The organism is Mammaliicoccus vitulinus, from assembly GCF_029024305.1.
Taxonomy (GTDB): domain Bacteria; phylum Bacillota; class Bacilli; order Staphylococcales; family Staphylococcaceae; genus Mammaliicoccus; species Mammaliicoccus vitulinus.
On sequence record NZ_CP118974.1, the window covers coordinates 357,277 to 375,693 of the forward strand.

An 18,417-nucleotide genomic window follows, 5' to 3' on the forward strand; every position below is an offset into this window, starting at 1 on the left:
GGAGATTTTAACATGGCTAAATTAAATAAAGACTTTTTATGGGGTGGCGCATTAGCTGCTAACCAATTCGAAGGTGGATATGATCAAGGTGGAAAAGGATTAAGCGTCCATGATGTTATGACAGCTGGTGAACATGGAAAAGCGAGAGAAATTACAGAAACAATTGAAGCAGACAAGTTCTATCCAAACCATGAAGGTATAGATTTTTATAATAGATATAAAGAAGACATCGGTTTATTCAATGAAATGGGATTGAAATGTTTACGTACTTCAATCGCTTGGACACGTATTTTTCCAAATGGAGATGAAACAGAGCCAAACGAAGAAGGTTTGAAATTCTATGATGACATAATTGACGAGTTATTAAAATACAATATAGAACCCGTATTAACATTGTCACACTTCGAAATGCCTTTACATTTAGCACGTGAATATGGCGGTTTCAGAAATCGTAAAGTTGTAGATTTCTTTGTACATTTTGCAGAAACAGTATTCAATCGTTATAAAGATAAAGTTAAATATTGGATGACATTTAATGAAATCAATAACCAAATGGATACAAGTAATCCACTATTCTTATGGACGAACTCAGGCGTCACATTGTCAGAAGATGAAGATGCAGAAGAGGTATTGTATCAAGTCGCACATAATGAATTAATCGCAAGTGCACTTGCTGTTACAAAAGGTAAAGCAATCAATCCTAACTTTGTAATTGGAAACATGATTTCACACGTGCCGATTTATCCATATTCATGTAATCCTAAAGATATTTTAGAAGCGGAAATTGCAAGTCGTCTAAGATATTTCTTCCCAGACGTTCAAGTAAGAGGTTATTACCCAGGTTATGCACTTAAAATGTTTGAGAAAAAAGGATACGACATTAAGTGGCAAGAAGGCGATGACGAAATCTTGAAAAATGGAACTGTAGATTATATTGGATTTAGTTATTACATGTCTACAGTGGTTAAACACGATGCACAACAAAGTGTTGAAGATAACATTGTAAACGGAGGATTATCAAATTCAGTTGCTAATCCATATATTAAAGTGAGTCAATGGGGATGGGCAATCGATCCAGTAGGTCTTAGATATACATTAAACGCATTGTATAATCGCTATCAATTACCACTATTCATCGTAGAAAATGGATTCGGAACAACAGACGAATTTAAAGAAGACGGAACAATAGACGATCAAGAAAGAATTGATTATTTAAGAGAACATATCAATGCATCAATCGAAGCGGTAGACGAAGATGGCGTAGAACTAATGGGTTATACACCATGGGGCGTGATTGATATCGTATCATTCACAACAGGCGAAATGAAAAAACGATATGGTTTAATTCACGTAGACCGAGATAACGAAGGCAAGGGAACACTGAAAAGAACTAAGAAAAACTCATTCTACTGGTATAAAAATGTAATCGATACAAATGGTGAAGAATTAAAATAAAATAATCAAAAAGTGCGGGACATAAATATTCAGTCTCAAATAAGAAGTTGAAAATTTATGTCTCAGCCTCATTTTAGATAGTTGACAAACCAAACGAGGACAAACGTTTGGTTTGTTTTTTGGGTTTAGTACAGTTATGACCTGAGTCGTGAGTTAAGTCAGGAGTTAATCCAAGACATGGCGCAAGTCGTGAGTTAAGTATTGAGTTAATCCAAGACATAGCGTAAGTCGTGAGTTAAGTATTGAGTTAATCCAAGACATGGCGTAAGTCGTGAGTTAAGTCAGGAGTTAATCCAAGACATGGCGCAAGTCGTGAGTTAAGTATTGAGTTAATCCAAGACATAGCGTAAGTCGTGAGTTAAGTATTGAGTTAATCCAAGACATGGCCCAAGTCGTGAGTTAAGTATTGAGTTAATCCAAGACATAGCGCAAGTCGTGAGTTAAGTCAGGAGTTAATCCAAGACATAGCGCAAGTCATGAGTTAAGTATTGAGTTAATCCAATAGATTTTTGTACGTACTTAAACAATCAAAAGTGTACATTATTAACTTATATTTTCATTAATCCATGACCGGTCATAGTCTAAGATTCTACCATTCCTAACCCGAAAACATACAATGTCTAAGATTAACAACCATCTTATTCAAATAGAATGCTGGACTCAAAGTTTTAATTGGAACTCAACGAAAAAAGACTGCTAACAAGTTCACGTTAAGTGACTTTTCCGATAATCTAAAATATTTCTTCATTAGATTATCGCCTAGTGAAGAAATATTTTTATGTTTGAAAACCTTACGATTTCGAAAGTTCATGCTTGAATAGGGGTATGATTCAATCCTGTAGTCTCTCATACGATTTCCTCAAGCGTTAGCACTTTGTAAAATTGTGAGGAGAAAATCCAAGTGGAATCTAAAGTGAATAAATTGGTTTAGCTTTAATCGCTATCAAATATTTTATAATTATAGTAAAAAGAGCGCAAATTCTTATTTTTAAAGAATTTGCGCTTTTTTAAGTTAATTTTGGATGTTAATGTCCACTTCATTTTTATAGTATAAATTGAAATTAATTGGATATACATTAATGCATATTAAATATTTGAATAGTAATAATGTTGATTTGATTAGTCGAGATTGTCGTGTTCATTTAAAAGTGAATTATAAAATTAATAAAAAAAGTTTAAAAATATGCATATTTCTAGGATATATAGTATTTTATATTAATCGTTAATTACAACGTTGTACAATACAAACTATATTTATATATATTATCTTTAATATTTAAATATTGTTTAATATAAAATTGCAAAGTATAATAACCTATGATAAGTGCTCAAAAAATAAAACTTATCAAGGTATAAATGATAATACATGGGAGGAATGTAGAGTGAAAAAAAAGCATAAATCAAACCGGGGGAAATTAGATTTTATTTCTAATAAACTGAACAAGTACTCTATTAGAAAATTTACTGTCGGTACTGCTTCAATTTTAGTTGGAGCAACGTTACTTTTTGGTTTGAGTGATGAAGCTAAAGCTGATGAGTCAGCAAATAGTACATCAATACAAGGTGAATCTAAAAATAATAATGAGGTCAATCAAGCTGAAGAACCATTAAGTGAACAACAATCATCATTAACAGAAGAAAATAGTGTGGAAAGTCCAACAACAGAAGAAAAAGCAGCAGGAGCTAATACAACAGAAGAAGCGAGCACAGAAGAAAAAGCAACAGCAGCTAATACAACAGTAGAAGCGAGCACAGAAGAAAAAGCAGCAGGAGCTAATACAACAGAAGAAGCGAGCACAGAAGAAAAAGCAGCAGAAGCTAGAACAACAGAAGAAGCGAGCACAGAAGAAAAAGCAGCAGAAGCTAGAACAACAGAAGAGCCGAGCACAGAAGAAAAAGCAGCAGAAGCTAGAACAACAGAAGAAGCGAGCACAGAAGAAAAAGCAGCAGAAGCTAGAACAACAGAAGAAGCGAGCACAGAAGAAAAAGCAGCAGAAGCTAGAACAACAGAAGAAGCGAGCACAGAAGAAAAAGCAGCAGAAGCTAGAACAACAGAAGAAGTGAGCACAGAAGAAAAAGTTGATTTAGTAGAATCAGTTGCAAAGGATATATATAACAAAAAAGAAATAACTGATAAAGAAAAAACAGAACTTTTAAAAGCATTACCAAAAGACATTTCTAATTTAACAAATAATGATGTCGAGAAACTTGTATTAAGCGAAGCATTGAAAGAAAGTTCAAATGAAAAAGATAGCCAACCAAAAGCTATAGTCCGTTCTATAAATACTAATACAAGAACTGCAAATACAAATAATATTTCATTATTGAGAAGTGTTAGAGAAGCTGAAAATATTATGGTTACTAATAATGGAACTGATAATTTTAATTATTATGGAGATGTAACCCATAAGCAGTTTCCACAAGAGTTTCCGGGTGAAGGTGTTATTACTGCAATAAATGAAAATACTAACACAAATACTGGGACTAAGGGTGCTTTAGAATATAAGAACAAAATTGATTTTAACAATGACTTTGTTATAACAGTGCCTGTAGCTAATTCAAATCAACCAAATACAACGAATTCAGATGGCTGGGGATTTATTTTTACTGAAGGAACTGGAGCTGATTTCTTAAAGCAAGGCGGCATTTTAAGAGACAAAGGTTTAGTGAATTCAGCTGGATTTAAAATAGATACTTCTTATAATAATATCCAAGGCGTAGCTGACCCAATGGATAAAGATAAAACAAATAATTTAAATCAAATTGGTGCAGTTAAAATTGGTTATGGTACTTTTGTATCGAATACTGCTGATGGAACAAGTAAACAGGTAGGTACAACAGCGATAGGGACTAAAGATAAACCTGCTAATAAGATTATATATGCGGATAATGCAACTAATATTTACGATGGTAAATTTCATGGTCAAAGATTTAATGATGTGCTTCTAAGTTACAATGCAAAAACTGGTATGATGACTGCAACTTATGCAGGTAAAACATGGCAAGCAACAACAGATGAATTGGGTATTGATAAATCAAAAAAATATAATTTTTTAATTACTTCAAGTCAAATGCCAAATAGATATTCTTATGGAATAATGAGAACGAAATTAGATGGTATTGCAATTACAGCACCGAAAGAGACTTTGTCATCTGATATATTTGATCCAATTTACCCAGGTGATCATACTAAACCAGGTATTTCAGTTACATCACCACCACCTTCAGATAGTAGTAATAAAGTAATTCCACCGAATTCAACATACAAAATTAAAGAAGGAGGTATACCTTCAGGGTGGACGGTTACAATAAATCCAAACACTGGAGAAATTACATCGACTCCATCGATTGGTATAAACCCAGGAACGGTTGTAGAAATTCCGATAGAAATAACATATCCTGATGGTTCGACTGATAGTACCTCGAACAGAGTTACAGTAGACAAAACTTATAAAGATGAAAATGACCCAGGATATGAAGAAGGCACAACAAAACCAGGTCAACCTGTAAATGTCGAACAAACTGGAGATAAAGATTTACCACCAAATACGAAATTTGAGATCCCAGAAGGCAGTAACATTCCAGAAGACTGGACAGTTGAAGTAGATCCAGACACAGGTGTGGTAACAGTAACGCCACCGGCGAATAGCCAACCAGGAGATTCAATAGATATACCAGTAAAAGTGACATATCCAGATGGATCAACAGAAGAAGTGCCATCAAAAGTAACGGTTGAAGAAGATAGTGACTCAGACAGTGATTCTGATTCTGATAGCGATCCTGACGTAGGTAGCGACTCTGATGTAGACAATGACTCAGACGTAGATAGCGACTCTGATGTAGATAGCGATTCAGACTCAGAAAGTGACTCAGACGTAGATAGTGACTCTGATGTAGATAGTGACTCTGATGTAGATAGTGACTCTGATGTAGATAGTGACTCTGATGTAGATAGTGACTCAGATGTAGATAGCGACTCTGATGTAGACAGTGACTCAGATGTAGACAGCGACTCTGATGTAGATAGCGACTCTGATGTAGATAGCGATTCAGACTCAGATAGCGACTCTGATGTAGATAGTGATTCAGACGTAGATAGCGATTCAGACGTAGATAGCGATTCAGACGTAGATAGCGACTCAGACGCAGAAAGTGACTCTGATGTAGATAGCGACTCTGATGTAGACAGCGACTCTGATGTAGATAGTGATTCAGACGTAGATAGCGATTCAGACGTAGATAGCGATTCAGACGTAGATAGCGATTCAGACGTAGATAGCGATTCAGACGTAGACAGTGACTCAGACGTAGATAGCGACTCTGATGTAGATAGTGACTCTGATGTAGATAGCGATTCAGACGTAGATAGCGACTCAGACTCAGACAGCGACTCTGATGTAGAAAGCGACTCAGATGTAGATAGCGACTCAGACAGCGACTCAGATGTAGATAGCGACTCAGACTCAGACAGCGACTCAGATGTAGATAGCGACTCAGATGTAGATAGTGACTCTGATGTAGATAGCGACTCTGATGTAGACAGTGACTCAGACTCAGACAGCGACTCAGATGTAGATAGTGACTCAGATGTAGATAGCGACTCAGATTCAGACAGCGACTCAGATTCAGACAGCGACTCAGATGTAGATAGCGACTCAGACGTAGACAGCGACTCAGACTCAGACAGCGACTCTGATGTAGATAGCGACTCTGATGTAGACAGCGACTCTGATGTAGACAGCGATTCAGACTCAGAAAGCGACTCAGACTCAGACAGCGACTCTGATGTAGAAAGCGACTCAGATGTAGAAAGCGACTCAGACTCAGACAGCGACTCAGATGTAGATAGCGACTCAGACTCAGACAGCGACTCAGATGTAGATAGCGACTCTGATGTAGATAGCGACTCAGATTCAGACAGCGACTCTGATGTAGATAGCGACTCAGATGTAGATAGCGACTCAGACTCAGACAGCGACTCAGATGTAGATAGTGACTCAGATTCAGACAGCGACTCTGATGTAGACAGTGACTCAGACGTAGATAGTGACTCTGATGTAGATAGTGACTCTGATGTAGATAGTGACTCTGATGTAGAAAGTGACTCTGATGTAGAAAGTGACTCTGATGTAGATAGTGACTCTGATGTAGATAGTGACTCTGATGTAGATAGCGATTCAGACGTAGATAGCGACTCAGACTCAGACAGCGACTCTGATGTAGAAAGCGACTCAGATGTAGAAAGCGACTCAGATGTAGATAGCGACTCAGACGTAGACAGCGACTCAGACTCAGACAGCGACTCAGATGTAGAAAGCGACTCAGATGTAGAAAGCGACTCAGACTCAGACAGCGACTCAGATGTAGATAGCGATTCAGACGTAGATAGCGATTCAGACGTAGATAGCGATTCAGACGTAGACAGTGACTCAGACGTAGATAGCGACTCTGATGTAGATAGTGACTCTGATGTAGATAGCGATTCAGACGTAGATAGCGACTCAGACTCAGACAGCGACTCTGATGTAGAAAGCGACTCAGATGTAGATAGCGACTCAGACTCAGACAGCGACTCAGATGTAGATAGCGACTCAGATGTAGAAAGTGACTCTGATGTAGATAGCGACTCTGATGTAGACAGTGACTCAGACTCAGACAGCGACTCAGATGTAGATAGTGACTCAGATGTAGATAGCGACTCAGATTCAGACAGCGACTCAGATTCAGACAGCGACTCAGATGTAGATAGCGACTCAGACGTAGACAGCGACTCAGACGTAGACAGCGACTCTGATGTAGATAGCGACTCTGATGTAGATAGCGACTCTGATGTAGACAGTGACTCAGACGTAGATAGTGACTCAGATGTAGACAGCGACTCTGATGTAGATAGCGACTCTGATGTAGATAGCGACTCAGACGTAGATAGTGACTCTGATGTAGACAGCGACTCAGATTCAGACAGCGACTCTGATGTAGATAGCGACTCAGACGTAGATAGTGATTCTGATGTAGATAGCGATTCAGACTCAGATAGCGACTCTGATGTAGATAGCGACTCAGACGTAGACAGTGACTCAGACGTAGACAGTGACTCAGACGTAGACAGTGACTCAGACGTAGACAGTGACTCAGACGCAGAAAGTGACTCTGATGTAGACAGCGACTCTGATGTAGATAGTGATTCAGACGTAGATAGCGATTCAGACGTAGATAGCGATTCAGACGTAGACAGTGACTTAGACGTAGATAGCGACTCTGATGTAGATAGTGACTCAGACGTAGACAGCGACTCAGACTCAGACAGCGACTCAGACTCAGAAAGTGACTCTGATGTAGATAGTGACTCTGATGTAGATAGCGATTCAGACGCAGATAGCGACTCAGATTCAGACAGCGACTCTGATTCAGAAAGTGACTCTGATGTAGATAGCGATTCAGACGCAGATAGCGACTCAGATTCAGACAGCGATTCAAAAGTAAGTATGGGTCCTGGATCTGGTTCAGACAGTAATGACGGCAATGGTACTGCTAAAGCAGCTACTATAAATGATGATCGCGATGGCAAAGGTGAAAACAAACAAAGTTTACCGGATACTGGTGAACAGCCTTTAACTAACACTACTTTATTCGGTGGATTACTTGCTGGATTAGGATCATTATTCCTACTTGGTCGTCGTAAAAGAAATCACAATGAAAATAACTAATATATTCAGTTGAATAGCAGTTAAGTGGTTAAGTCATATGACTTAACCACTTTTTTATAATATAAATAAATAGACTATTGAATTCATTCTTATGCACCATTGTTAAAGTGTGAGAATCACTCCTCCGTCAAATGAATCAAAAGCAGTAGTTAAAATGTTCAAAATAACTTCTTCTTTGCCTCGTGATAGAATGCTTAAAGTAAAGAATAATTTTATATGTAAAAATGTGGCTTAAGTCTTAGGGTTGATTTAGCGAAGTACTTTAAGTGATAATGAAAAGTACATAGGAAAAAATGACTGAAGGAGTCCTTTAAATGCAAGAAAGAAAATTAGTCGCTGAAAAGGAAATTGAAATCAACATTTACGATATAGATGCTATGGGAATAGTGAGTAACATAGTTTATGTAAAGTGGTTCGAAGATTTAAGAACTGCATTTATTAATAAACATATAACTTACTCTGAAATGATGAAAAATAATATATCGCCTATATTGATGAGAACGGAAGCTGACTATAAAGTACCATTAAATATTCATGATAAACCAATTGGTAGATGTTGGTTAGTGAAAGTGAGTAAATTGAAATGGGAACTTGAATTTGAAATCTCGACAAAAACTAAAGTTCATTGTACTGGTTATCAAAAAGGTGGATTTTATGATGTTGTTGAAGAAAAGGTAGTACCAACGCCAAAAGAATTGTTAGAAATCTAAATAAGGGGATAAAGATGACGCATTTACAAAATGAATTAATTAAACCAATTGCTGTTTTTGATGCGGGAATAGGTAGTTACTCGATTGTTGAATTGTTAAAAAAGGAATTTCCGGGACAAGATTTAATTTATTTAGCCGATCGTAATCAATTTCCATATGGTCAAAAATCTAAAAGTGAATTAAAAGAGGTTATCAAGGAAACTGTACAATTTTTAGAACAATGGGAGCCAAGTGTGATTATTATCGCATCAAACGCGCCAACGATAACTGTGTTAGATGATGTGAAAAGTGACTTTAAAACTGAAGTGATTGGTGTTTATCCGCCTATAAAAGAAGCAGTTGAGAAATCGACTTCTAAACAAATTGGTATTTTAGGTGCTCAATCGTTAATTGAAAGTGAAGAATTAGACACTTATATTCAAAGAGAATTATCTGAAGGTGATGCTTATAAATTTAATGCATCGTCATTAGTTGAACTGGTTGAAACGAGTACGTTTATTTCAGATAAGTATCATACTTTAATTGCTGTAAAAAAGTTTATTGATCATATTATAGAGGAACACGAAGATATCGATGTATTTACTTTATCATCGACTCATTTACCTTGGCTGTACAGTTATTTCAAAGAATTATACCCACACATTATGTTTATAAATCCAGCACATACTATTATTGAAAAAGTGAGACAGAAGACGTCTAAAGGTAATGGTATTATAAAATCTTTAGTTACAACGAACGACAACTATAGAATAGAAGATTTTGAAACAATGCTTGAACAATTAAATATACAGTTGGAGTTAGAAGAAATTAGTATAAAATAAAATTTCTCTTCATTAGGTTATAGCCTAGTGAAGAGTTTTTTTATTATAAATTTCATGATTTTGCTTGTTCATGCTTGATAAATCGCTGAACACCAGTTCTCAAAGCCAACCATATTCAAAAATCACTTATTTATCTGTTCAACATATAGGCCATTAGTATGAATTTGTTAGAAAAGTGACAAAATTCAATTATTTCAAGTGTTTAATTAATTTTTTGTGATAAAATTTTAAAGTAAAGATATAAGGGGAGGGTGGTCTGTTTTGAAAGTATTTTTAAAATTAGGATGGTTTATTAAAGAAGAAAAAAAGAATTATATTATTGGTCTATTAATATTATTATTAGTAGCTTTAATTGATTTATTGCCACCGCAAATTATTGGGAAGGTTATTGATGGTATAAGTTTTAATACGTTAACGAAGAAAACACTTTTGATTTATGTCATAGTACTTTTTCTTGCTGCAGTTCTTACATATGTATTTCGCTACTTTTGGCGCATTATGATATTTGGGGCGAGTATGAGATTGGGTAAGATATTAAGATCTCGACTTTACCATAAGTATACTTCGATGAGTCCTTCGTTTTTCCAAGAGCGTCGTACAGGGGACTTGATGGCACATGCTACAAATGACATAAGAGCCGTTCAGAATACTGCGGGTGGTGGTGTGTTAACGATTGCAGATTCGTTGATGTCCGGTGGGGCTGTATTAATCACGATGGCAATTACAGTTGACTGGCGTTTAACGCTAATTGTCATGATACCTCTACCTATCATGATCGTATTAACGAGTTACTACGGTAAGTTGCTCAATCGTGGATTTAAAAAAGCACAAGCTGCATTTAGTCAATTGAATGATAAGACACAAGAAAGTATTGCTGGTATAAAAGTTACAAAAACTTTCGGATATGAAAAAGATGACCAAGCAGATTTTAAACGTTTAAGTGATGATGTTGTAAACAAAAATTTAAAAGTTTCTAAAATTGATGCATTATTTGATCCAACCATTATGTCAGTTATTGGTGTCAGTTACTTTTTAGCCATTTTCTATGGTGCAAAAATGGTGATTAATGATGATATTACGATAGGCCAACTTGTTACATTTACAACGTATTTAGGAATGATGGTCTGGCCACTGTTAGCACTAGGGCTATTTTTTAATATTGTTCAAAGAGGACATGCATCTTATGAAAGAATAAATGAGATTACAAATGTTAAAAATGGTGTTAATACAGAAGTCGAGACGGACAAAATTCCTGAAGGTGATATTCAGTTTGATATTAAAGAATTTCATTTCCCAAATGATGACAGTATCGCTTTACATGATATTCAATTTACAATTTCTAAAAGTGATACGGTCGGTATTGTCGGTAGAACGGGCTCAGGAAAAAGTGCAATTATCCGCTTGTTATTACGTGAGTTTGATACTGAACAAGCTAGCGAAATTAAATATGGTGATCATCCATTACGCTATTTCGATATTAGTAGTTTAAGAGCACAATTTGGATATGTGCCGCAAGATCATTTCTTATTCTCAACATCGATACGTAATAATATTGCGTTTAGTGATCCATCACTAGAGAATGAAATCGTTTATAACGCGAGCAAAACAAGCTATATTCATGAAGATATTTTAAGTTTCCCTGAAGGATACGATACAGTAGTTGGAGAAAGAGGCGTATCATTATCCGGCGGTCAAAAACAAAGGATATCTATCGCGCGTGCATTGATTATGAATCCACCAGTACTGATATTAGATGACTCGTTATCTGCAGTAGATGCTGAAACTGAAGAACATATTTTAGAAAATATGCAGAACGTTAGACAAGGTAAAACAAATATTATAACGGCACATAGAATGAGTGCGGTAAGTCATGCGGATATCATTATTGTTATGGATGAAGGCACAATTATTGAGCGGGGTACACATCATGAGTTAATGCGTCATAAAGGTTGGTATTATGAAACGTATCAAGCACAAGCTTTACACGAAGAAATTGCAAGTAGTCTAGATGAACTAGCGAAGGGGGATGACAACGATGGCACAAAATCATAATTTAACTGCTAAAGATCAATTTGCAGTACTTAAAAGATTGATTAAATATACATTCCCCTTCAAAGGTATTATTGCGCTAGCTTTTTTAATGTTGTCGATTTCAACAGTAGCAAGCATTGCAACACCTTATTTAGTAAAAGTATTTATCGATGATTATTTAACACCGCAAGTATTTCCAGAAAGTGATATGACTTTATTAATTATTGTATTCTTTACGATACAAGTTATAGGCGCTATTACGACTTATTGGAATGTTTATCTTTTTCAATATTTAGCGTTTAAAGTTATCCAACAATTAAGAATTGATGCATTTGATAAAATTGGTCAATTAGGTATGCGCTATTTTGATAAGGAACCTGGTGGCAGTATTGTATCTAGATTAACGAATGATACTGAAGCGATTGTAGAAATGTTCATCGGCGTATTTGCATCCTTTTTAATGGCAATATTTATGGTCATTTCAAGTTATGTCATGATGTTTATATTAGACTTTAAACTAGCGTTGATGGCGCTTATATTTGTGCCAGTTATAATATTAGTGCTCGCACTTTATCGAAAATACTCTGCTATATACTTCTCACAAGCAAGACAACTTTTATCTGATTTGAATGCTAAACTTGCTGAATCGATTGAAGGTATGAGAATTATTCAAGTGTTTAACCAAGAGAAAAGATTACAACGTGAATTTAACGACATCAATGACGAGCACTATGAATTTAATATGAAGACAGTCCGAATTGATGGACTATTGTTAAGACCTGCAATTAGTATGATTTCAGTCTTTGCAGTTATTATGATTCTTAGTTATTTCGGTATATTGAGCTTTTCAGGGGGCGTAACAGCTGGTGTTGTATTTGCTTTTGTACAATATATGGAACGTTTCTTTGAACCGATTAACCAAGTCAGTCAAAATTTAAATGTGCTTCAACAAGCGCTTGTTTCAGCTAGTCGAGTGTTTAAACTGATTGATAATGATATGGTGGAACCGAAACAACTAGAGAGAAAAGATTATCATATCAGTGAAGGTAAAGTTGAATTTAAAAACGTTACATTTAGTTATGATGGCAAAAACGATGTATTAAAAGACATTTCATTTACCGCAAATCCTGGAGAAACAGTAGCACTCGTTGGACATACCGGTTCTGGTAAAAGCTCAATTATTAATTTGTTTATGAGGTTTTATGAATTTCATCAAGGTGATATTTTAATTGATAATCAATCTATTAAAGAGATACCTAAAAATGATTTGAAACATAATATCGGGCTTGTGTTACAAGATGCATTTATCTTTTATGGAACAATTACGTCGAATATAACGTTGTATCATCCTACGATGACTTTTGAAAAAGTACGAGAAGCGGCTGAATTTGTGAACGCTGATCAATTTATCAATAAATTACCAGGGAAATATGACCATCAAGTAATTGAAAAAGGAAGTGCCTTTTCCAGTGGAGAAAGACAATTGTTAGCATTTGCGAGAACAATAGCGAGTGATCCGAAAATATTAATTCTCGATGAGGCAACTGCTAATATAGATTCCGAAACAGAAGCACAAATTCAAATGTCATTAGAAAAAATGCGTAAAGGTAGAACAACATTAGCAATTGCTCACAGGCTATCGACAATACAAGATGCTAATCAAATACTTGTATTGAACAAAGGTGAAATAGTAGAGCGCGGCACGCACGATGAACTGATAAAAGAAAAAGGTATTTATCATAAAATGTATTTATTGCAAAATGGTTAAAATAAAACACCCAATCCGAAAATGAATTAAACGGATTGGGTGTTTTTTAGTAAATAGCGTGATCTGTTTTAAAATCTTACGATTTTGAAAGTGCATGCTTGCCTAGGGGTATGGCTCGAGCCTGTAGTCTCTCACTCATACTATTCCCTCAGGCGTCAGCACTTTGCAAAATCGTGAAGAATATTATAAAGATTTTTTGCTATTTATCATGTGGAGCCTGACTTGATAAATTTACGGGCAAAACGCACGAAGACTCAGAAGATATTGTGCGATTCTGGTAAAATATGGATAAAACGCACGAAGACTCAAAAGATATCGTGCGATTTTGGTAAATTATGGATAAAACGCACGAAGACTCAAAAGATATCGTGCGATTTTGGTAAATTATGGATAAAACGCACGAAGACTCAAAAGATATTGTGCGCTTCACTTCAGATCCACTTCCACAATCAATTAAATCTATCTTTAATCTATATAACGATAAGACATCAGCTCTTGTAACATGTTAATTTCTTCTTGTAATTTAGCTCCGATGTTAGTATCGCGTACTTTTTTTCTTTCGAGTTCTTCATCAACAACACGTCGTACAGATAGCTCGTCTGCACCGTTTAAAAGTACATTCTCTTTAGTGCCAAAGTGTTTATGGGCAACGAGTTGCATGCCGAATGAGTTGTATAGTAGCGTGTATCCTGCAATACCTGTTGTAGATTGATATGCTTTGGAAAATCCACCATCTATGACAATCATTTTACCGTTTGCTTTGATTGGATTTTCACCATCTATTTCTTTAACAGGTGTATGTCCGTTTATAATACGGCCTTGTTCTGGGTCTAAGTCGAATTCTTCCAACATCTTACGACACATTTCACTATCTTCTCTTAAATAGTAATATGGATTTTTCACTTCTTTATGAGAAGATTTATCTTTAATAAAATATCTTTCAAATGTTGTCATGGCACGTTTACCAAATAGGGAAGAATATTTACCCGTCCATAAATACCAGATTAAATCTGTAGATAAATCATCTGTTTCATTTTTATGGCTAAATGATTCTCTAATATGATGTTCGAATTGATCAAGTAATTCTCTTCCACTGTACATCTTACCGTCAATTTCCATATCTTCCATGTTGCCATGTTCATCTACTGGAATACATCCATGAATAAGTAAATTGCCGTTGTATTTCAAATATAAATTACCTTTTTTCATTAAGAAGTTCATATGACGTTTAAGCTTTTCGGATTCTTGAACGGAGAGAAGGAGTTTATTGATAACTTCTTCTTCTTCTTCGATTAAATGTGCTGGATTTTCTCGATCGATAGTTTCGAAACAAGTATTTTCAAGTGGATAAGTATGACCGTACACAGTGATTTCTTGCTTGTCATAATCAACTTTTTCAAGAACTAATCTTTCTTCCATATCGAAAGATGGTCGACGTTTAATGATTGGACTTTCTAACTTAAATTGAATGATGGCAATGGCTTGATGAATTTTTGTGATTTGTAGCTTTTCATCTGCTGATAGCTTTTTTTCTGTATGTTCTTTCGGATAAAATGCTGGATTATCTCCATAATATTTTTCTGCTAAATTGACTAATGGGCGCAAGTTTATACCGTATGCATCTTCAATAATATCTAAATTATCATAACGAGCGCATATTCTTAATATATTTGCTAAGCATACTTTAGAGCCTGCATATGCACCAATCCAAAGCACATCATGATTTCCCCATTGAATATCAACAGAATGATAGTTAATCAATGTTTCCATAATTTTGTCAGGTTCAGGGCCACGATCATAGATGTCTCCCACAACATGCAAATGATCGACTACAAGTTGTTGAATTGTATAAGCTAAGCCGATAATTAATTTATCTGATTGGCCAAGAGATATAACTTTTTGAACGATGGTTTCATAATAAGTGGTCTTGTTGTTATAGACATTGCTTTTATATAAAAGTTCTTCGATTATGTATACAAATTGCTTCGGTAATGCTTTACGTAACTTAGAACGTGTATATTTACTTGATGCGTACGAAATGAGATGAATCATTTGTTGAATTGTTTCAATATACCATTCATTTAAATCTGTTTTTGTTTCAAATTGATTTTTTATAAGCTTTAGTTTTTCTTCCGGATAATAAACTAATGCCGCAAGTTCACTAATTTGTTCTTCAGAATGTGTCTCTTTGAATATATCATTTATTTTTGCCCGTACATTACCTGATCCATTTCTTAATACATGTTGAAAAGCATGATATTCACCATGTAAATCACTCACAAAATGTTCAGTTCCTTTAGGTAAATCTAATATAGATTGTAAATTAATAATTTCAGTCGCTACTTTTTCTTCTTCATCAAACTTTTCAGCTAATAAATTTAAGTATTTTTCTTTTAAATTCTGGTTGTCGTATTGAGTCATAAAAAATTCACTCCAATCATCATATTCGAGATTTATTATTTTGAATTACACCTATCATTTGAGATATAGTATAACACATTAAGCGTTTTCTTTAATGGTTTAAAAGCTCGTAATAACGGTTATCATTATAAAAAGGAGTGGATGAATCATGAGTTGTAAAATAGAAAGAATTTATGAAAGTGACGAGCAAGATGTCATTAGAGTATTAGTCGATGGTGTATGGCCGAGAGGTATATCCAAAGATAAAGCAAATCTCGATTATTGGCTAAAAGAAATCGCGCCTTCTAGTTCTTTGAGAAAATGGTTTAATCACGATGAAGATAAATTTTCTTCTTTTAAAGAAAAATATAAACAAGAACTTAAATCAGGTGAACAGCAAGAAGCTTTAGAAAAATTAAAAGAAATATATAAAAACAATGATAAACAAATTGTCTTATTGTACGGCGCTAAAGATGAAAAACATAACCAGGCAGTCGTATTAAAAGAGATTATAGATCATCAAAAAAAGCCAAAGACATAAATAACCATACTCAAAATAAAAGATCCCTTCATTAGTTAAGTCTAGTGAAGAGATCTTTTTATATTTTAAAATCTTACGATTTTGAAAGTGCATGCTTGCCTGAGATTGCTTAATGAATATGGTTCGAGCCTGTAGTCTCTTTCGCATACTATTCCCTCAGGCGTCAGCACTTTGCAAAATCATTATAGTTTAGGACATTTATGTCCCAGACTTTTTTATTATTTTATACATTTAATTAATTGTTGATACATATCTTCAGCGTGTTCTTTTGTTTCAAGTCCTCTAACGTTCATGCGACCATCTTTAAATAAAGTCATGTTAACATCATCATAATTTATGAATTTAACATAGCTATTTTCTTTAGCAATATGACCTGGGAAATAGTGTGCGAACTCAAATGCATGTTCTTTAAATCTGAACAAAAATGCATCTCCACAAAGTGATTCGATAGATGGACTAGGCGACGCGTTCAAAGCGTGATAAATATTTTGTTCACAAACGGTACATTGATCGTTTTTTAATATATCAATATTTGTTGCACGAGTAGATATTTCAAAAGTATCAAGTGTCACAAGTTTCTTAGAAAAACCTTTTCCAGAAACGAAGCGCAATAACTCAGATACTTCAAAACTTGCGACTTGTTGAACAACGGGTGGTAATACACCATTAATCGCACAGCTTTCACCAGTTTGTGGAACTGTATTGAGTATGCATTTTAAACATGGTCCAGTAAAATCAATGCCATAAACGGTTCCTTTACTTCCGACTGCAGCGCCATAAATCCATGGGATGTGTAGTTTATGACAAGCTTCATTGATTAAAAAGCGCATATCAAACTGGTCCATGCCATCTATCACTATATCAGGTTGTATGTTGCTAATGATGTCTTCTATATTATGAGGTGTGATTTCTTGATGGATCGCATTTAATTCAACATTGTGATTAATGTGCTTTATTTTTTCTTTCAATGCGAATACTTTAGGTAACATTTCTTTGGCATCATGCTCATCGTAAAGTGCTTGTCGATGTAGGTTAGATAACTCTACAATGTCCATGTCGATAATGGATAATTTGTGCGCACCCATTCGGGCTAACAATTCAGCGACATGACTTCCGAGCGCACCAGCACCCATAATTAAAATATTCGTTTGTTGTAGTTGTATTTGGCTTTGTTCTCCAAATTGTTGATACTTCATTTGTCTTTCATAACGATTCATTATAAGAATCCTAAACCTTCTGTAGGGCTAGATGCTTGAGCGGTATATTTAACAGGAATTCTACCAGCACTGTAACTTAATTGACCAGCTTCTATACCTAATTTCATAGCTTTAGCCATCATTACTGGATCTTTAGCACCGGAAATAGCTGTGTTTAATAAAATTGCATCTGCGCCGAGTTCCATAGCAAAGCAAGCATCTTTTGGAGAACCAATACCCGCATCTACAATGACAGGCACGTTAGATTGTTCAACTATATATCTTAAATTCAGTGGGTTATTGATACCTCTACCTGTACCGATTGGAGAAGCGAGTGGCATAATCGCGTGCACACCTAATGCTTCTAATCGTTTAGCTAAGACAACATCACATGAAATATATGGACAAACGATATAACCTTTTTCTAATAGTATTTCACAAGCTCTGTATGTTTCAATTGGATCAGGCAATAACGTTTTGTCATCTCCAATAACTTCTACTTTAATAAGGTTACATAAGCCAGCATGATTCGCAATTTCTGCGATGCGCACAGCTTCCTCTGCCGTATGAGCACCAGCAGTATTAGGGAACGTAATAAATTTTTCTAAATCTACGTTAGCCAACGGGTTAGGAAGTGATTTGTCGTATAAATTCATTCGTCTAACAGCAAATGTAAGGACTTCTGTCCCAGAAGCTTCAATGGCTTCCGATTGCGTTTGTTCATCTTCAAATTTACCAGTGCCTAATAATAATCTTGAGTTTAATTCATATGGTCCTATTTTTAACAT

Annotated in this window: 10 protein-coding genes and 1 pseudogene; 8 read left to right on the forward strand and 3 right to left on the reverse strand. The window is 35.3% G+C overall.

The features are described from left to right. Nucleotides 1-12 precede the first annotated feature (12 nt). The 7 genes and pseudogenes from PYW35_RS01660 (at nt 13) to PYW35_RS01685 (ending at nt 13,492) form a co-directional block, all read left to right on the forward strand. Nucleotides 13-1,455 (forward strand): 6-phospho-beta-glucosidase, encoded by a 1,443-nt coding sequence (locus tag PYW35_RS01660; RefSeq protein WP_103322903.1) that lies wholly within the window; start codon nt 13-15, stop codon nt 1,453-1,455. A gap of 1,382 nt (nt 1,456-2,837) precedes the next feature. Beyond that, nucleotides 2,838-3,006, forward strand: a pseudogene (locus PYW35_RS13315) (YSIRK-type signal peptide-containing protein); the annotation flags it as partial. Nucleotides 3,007-3,515: 509 nt separating this feature from the next. Continuing rightward, nucleotides 3,516-8,162, forward strand: coding sequence for a YPDG domain-containing protein (locus PYW35_RS01665; protein WP_478212111.1), 4,647 nt, complete (start codon nt 3,516-3,518; stop codon nt 8,160-8,162). Nucleotides 8,163-8,476: 314 nt separating this feature from the next. Continuing rightward, nucleotides 8,477-8,872 carry an acyl-CoA thioesterase gene (locus tag PYW35_RS01670; RefSeq protein WP_103323075.1) on the forward strand — a complete coding sequence of 132 codons (396 nt, stop codon included), beginning with the start codon at nt 8,477-8,479 and terminating at the stop codon, nt 8,870-8,872. 14 nt (nt 8,873-8,886) lie between these two features. Further along, the gene (locus PYW35_RS01675) at nt 8,887-9,693 is read left to right on the forward strand and encodes a glutamate racemase (protein ID WP_103323074.1); all 807 of its coding nucleotides are present in this window, start codon (nt 8,887-8,889) and stop codon (nt 9,691-9,693) included. Nucleotides 9,694-9,954: 261 nt separating this feature from the next. Continuing rightward, nucleotides 9,955-11,745, forward strand: coding sequence for an ABC transporter transmembrane domain-containing protein (locus PYW35_RS01680; protein ID WP_103323073.1), 1,791 nt, complete (start codon nt 9,955-9,957; stop codon nt 11,743-11,745). Next, entirely contained in the window at nt 11,729-13,492 is a 1,764-nt protein-coding gene (locus PYW35_RS01685; RefSeq protein ID WP_103323072.1) for an ABC transporter ATP-binding protein, read from the forward strand. The genes PYW35_RS01680 and PYW35_RS01685 overlap by 17 nt, the downstream gene beginning before the upstream one ends. A gap of 465 nt (nt 13,493-13,957) precedes the next feature. Here the strand turns inward: PYW35_RS01685 and PYW35_RS01690 are convergent, their stop codons facing one another. Further along, a complete protein-coding gene (locus PYW35_RS01690) occupies nt 13,958-15,913 on the reverse strand; it encodes a fructose-1,6-bisphosphatase (protein ID WP_103323071.1) in 1,956 nt (651 codons plus the stop codon). Nucleotides 15,914-16,061: 148 nt separating this feature from the next. Here PYW35_RS01690 and PYW35_RS01695 point away from each other — a divergent pair, with 148 nt between their 5' ends. Then, nucleotides 16,062-16,433, forward strand: a complete 372-nt coding sequence (locus PYW35_RS01695; protein WP_103323070.1) for a DUF488 domain-containing protein — start codon at nt 16,062-16,064, stop codon at nt 16,431-16,433. A gap of 218 nt (nt 16,434-16,651) precedes the next feature. Here the strand turns inward: PYW35_RS01695 and PYW35_RS01700 are convergent, their stop codons facing one another. Then, the gene (locus tag PYW35_RS01700) at nt 16,652-17,650 is read right to left on the reverse strand and encodes a ThiF family adenylyltransferase (RefSeq protein ID WP_103323069.1); all 999 of its coding nucleotides are present in this window, start codon (nt 17,648-17,650) and stop codon (nt 16,652-16,654) included. After that, nucleotides 17,650-18,417, reverse strand: coding sequence for a thiazole synthase (locus tag PYW35_RS01705; RefSeq protein WP_103323068.1), 768 nt, complete (start codon nt 18,415-18,417; stop codon nt 17,650-17,652). The genes PYW35_RS01700 and PYW35_RS01705 overlap by 1 nt, the downstream gene beginning before the upstream one ends.